The sequence below is a fragment of the Paenisporosarcina sp. P4_D4 genome (assembly GCF_056401835.1).
In genome coordinates this window covers 1-2,572 of sequence record NZ_JBFUIO010000212.1, presented here as the reverse complement: position 1 = coordinate 2,572, position 2,572 = coordinate 1, and the positions used below count along the sequence as shown (strand labels likewise).

3 protein-coding genes and 1 pseudogene are annotated in these 2,572 nt (G+C 37.8%); 1 reads left to right on the top strand and 3 read right to left on the bottom strand.

Going from position 1 to position 2,572, the window contains the following annotated elements; genetic code table 11:
• Window positions 1–281: 281 nt before the first annotated feature.
• From lepB to AC1DSL_RS17120, 3 genes and pseudogenes are all read right to left on the bottom strand, one after another.
• Window positions 282–848: a signal peptidase I gene (lepB, locus tag AC1DSL_RS17130; protein ID WP_477533141.1), complete on the bottom strand. Its 567-nt coding sequence runs from the start codon at window positions 846–848 to the stop codon at window positions 282–284.
• 124 nt (window positions 849–972) lie between these two features.
• Window positions 973–1,659, bottom strand: a complete 687-nt coding sequence (locus AC1DSL_RS17125; protein ID WP_477533140.1) for a cyclase family protein — start codon at window positions 1,657–1,659, stop codon at window positions 973–975.
• Window positions 1,660–1,701: 42 nt separating this feature from the next.
• A pseudogene (locus AC1DSL_RS17120) lies at window positions 1,702–1,830 on the bottom strand (aldehyde dehydrogenase family protein); the annotation flags it as partial.
• A gap of 211 nt (window positions 1,831–2,041) precedes the next feature.
• Here AC1DSL_RS17120 and AC1DSL_RS17115 point away from each other — a divergent pair.
• Entirely contained in the window at window positions 2,042–2,485 is a 444-nt protein-coding gene (locus tag AC1DSL_RS17115) for a carboxymuconolactone decarboxylase family protein (RefSeq protein ID WP_477533139.1), read from the top strand.
• Window positions 2,486–2,572: the final 87 nt, after the last annotated feature.

Here is a 2,572-nt window from a genome sequence, read left to right as displayed (position 1 = left end):
GTGCAGTACTCCTTATTTTTCCATTAAAACCGATGAATTGATTAGCCTTTTATATAATAGATCAAACCTAATAAAACTAAGAGGTTCAATATAAAAGTCCCCAAAATGTGGAATCCTCTAGGGCATATAACTTTACCCAGCTCCTACTGCACTCCAAGCAATAAATCTCATCGCGATTAACCTCACACCATGTTATGCTTCGARAGCTTAGTTAGTATTAGGAATCTGGAGTTGATTATACATAAATAAATTTGCTTCATCTTGCTTGTTATTGGCGTACATTACTTCACAAGTCCTATTTCACTTGGTGGCCAAAAAACAATTCCAGTGTTGCCTATGATTTCTTCCATTGAAATCAGGCCAATTATTCGACTGTCCGTACTATTTCCACGATTATCCCCCATAACAAACACGTATCCTTCAGGAATTATTGTCTTTCCAGTACTCTCTTCAAGTGAAAAATCTTTTGTTAAACTACCTTCACCTTCGTTTAAATCTTCTTTACGAGACTCTAAATAAGGTTCATCCTGCGGTTCTCCATTTATATATAACTGATCATTTTTATAGGCAACATGTTCACCTGGCAAACCAATTATTCGTTTAATATAATCTTTGTCTTCAGTTGCATGAAATACCACGATATCATAACGGTTTGGTTGTCCTACCTCGTAACCAATTTTGTTGACCACCATACGGTCTCCATCGTCAAGAGTTGGATCCATTGATTCTCCATCTACAACAATTGGGGTAAATATGAAATAACGAATTAGCAAGGCAAGTCCAAATGCAATGAACAGTGCTTTTGCCCATTCCCAAATTTCACTTTTTTCTTCTTTTGTTTGTTCCATTTTGTGGCCTCCTGGCTTCTTTCAAAATAGTATTCTTCAATATAGCCGATAATTCCTTCTTCAACTAACCTGTCACTGGTTGAAGAACACAAAGAATTTGGCCGCCAGAATTCAGGAATGGCTTTTATTCTTCAACTTCAACGACGATATTGACGATAGAGGCATCGTGATCTTTGATGCGAAGCGGTGCTGTAAAGGCAGAAATGAGCTTTTTGCCGATTAATGGCTCTGGATTGATGTCTTCATAGATGAGCATCGTTGGTTCTTCATACTTTTCATGATCCAAGAAGGCATGGTGCACAAAATAGCCGTTTCCTTTTGCTTCTGTCAGGTTTTCAATGCTCAACGTATCAATGCCCACAGCTTTGCAGTTAGGCAATTTTGTCCGGATATATTCGGCGGCTTCCGGGGAGACAGCCGGGAAATTATTAGCGTATTTCTCGAAATCCGTATCCCGGTGTTTCCAATGACTCGTATTGAAGATTAGAATATCTGCTTCGTTCAGCTCTTCATATTCCTCTAACTTTTCAATGGTGATAAAGCCGTTAGGGCCTACCGGGCAATCGATTACCAAAGGCTTCCGATAGATAAAATCTTCAATAGGAATAGCGTCTATTCCCTTGCCATTATTCAAATGATGTCGTGGGGCATCAACATGGGTCCCGGCATGAAGATACATACTCAATACGCTGCCGTTCCAGTCATCTCCTTTGTTCAAGCGTTCTCTTGGTTCTAATTTCACTTCAGGCAAACCTGGATAAACGGGCATTCCTTCATATATTGGGTAACCAATTTCAACGTATTTTGACATACTGACACGCTCCCTATATTTTAGTTATATTAGATCCCTTATTTAATGGACGTAATTGCTCAAGGCAAGATGGCTTTTTTCTCTGCCAATTCCGCTTTTTTTGTATCCTCCAAAAGGCATTTGGACTCCTCCGGCAGCGCCGTAACTATTGATAAACACCTGTCCTGATTTTCAGAATTGGCACCATAACCGGATCTTACCGAACTCTAGACATTTTTATTCCTCTTTAGCATCTACTTTTGCATATCATCATCGAACTGTGAAGCAACTAATTACAACTGAAGTTCCTCTTGATTTTGAATGTCATACAAACAAAATCTTAGTGCTAATTTTCGTATAAAGGTATAATACTAGTATCTTAAAATCAAAGGAGTCTTGCCTTATGAGTCAAAGAGTTCCCTATTATGATATTGCACCTGATGGTATGAAAATTATGATGGATATGGAGAAGTACACTAAGCAGACTACAATTAATAGAACTACTAGAGAGTTAATCAAAATTAGAGCCTCTCAAACTAACGGTTGTGCCTTCTGTATAGATATGCATACATCCGATGCTCGTAAGATGGGTGAAACCGAACAACGCATTTATTGTTTAAATGCTTGGAATGAATGTTCTTTTTATACACCTGAAGAGAAAGTTGCTCTCGAACTATCTGAGCATATTACTCTAATCCCTACTAAAAGAGTTCCTGATGACTTATACAAGCGTGTCCGAGAGCATTATGATGAAAAACAATATGTTGATCTAGTTCTTATTATTAATCAGATAAACAGTTGGAATAGAATCTCTATTGCAATGGGCAATACACCAACAAAGATTTAATTTCTTAATGAACATCCTTTGGTGTTCGTTTTTTCAATTATTCTGTTGCACTGTTTGTGTCAAAAGCAACATTACACAGTCATTCTC